The 733-nt window shown below is 44.3% G+C and carries 1 protein-coding gene; it reads right to left on the bottom strand.

Going from position 1 to position 733, the window contains the following annotated elements:
• The coding region (locus tag A3763_RS01360) for a response regulator (protein WP_156494810.1) at positions 1-469 on the bottom strand (469 nt) is incomplete at its 3' end.
• Positions 470-733 lie beyond the last annotated feature (264 nt).

The raw sequence follows: 733 nt of genomic DNA, 5'->3' as shown, positions 1-733 counted from the left end.
CTATTTCTTGCATGCAGTCGCGGGTGCCAATATTGCCGATTTCACCTTTCTTAATTATCGGTGCTCTTGCAGGCGTAGCAGGAGCGGCTGAGGGCTCTGGTGCTCTGTAAAGGCCAAATTTCTCAAGTAGCTCTGTGAGCGCTTCAGTCGAAGTAGGTTTCTTAATGAAGTCGATTGCGCCTAGAGCCTTAACGCGTTCATGTGCTTCAGGTTGAATATCTCCTGATACGACAATTACCATCGTTGGCAAATCTTGTTTCTGAATCTGCTCTAAGGTTTCATAACCATCCATGACTGGCATGTTGAGGTCGAGAAACATAATGTCTCCCAAACCCTCTTTAATGGCTGCCAATGCTTCTTCACCATGTTTCGCAAATGAAACTTCTATTTCCCAGTCACTTGGCAAGGTTCTCGCCATTTGCTTTCTAGCTACGCTGGAGTCGTCGCAGATCAGGACGCGTGTTGTCATATGAAAAGGTCTTTCCACGGGATGTATTTATGATTACTAATTAAAGTGCATGAATGCCCATTCAGCAAGTCTTCAGGATAATTAAAGTTCCATATTCAGAGCAGTCATGACCCCATGCTCTGAATGGGGTATACTGGAGCGTTTATTAGTCTCAGGTATTAGTCTGGAAATCCAATTTAACAGGGTTTCTGGGCTGTAAGTGTGTGTCGACGGAGTCTTTTAGGTGAGTGATATTAAGAGCAGGGTGAACACTTATTTGTATGC

It is taken from the genome of Oleiphilus sp. HI0128, assembly GCF_001635365.1.
Note: the sequence above shows the minus strand (reverse complement) of the source record. Positions and strands in the feature narration are given on the sequence as shown.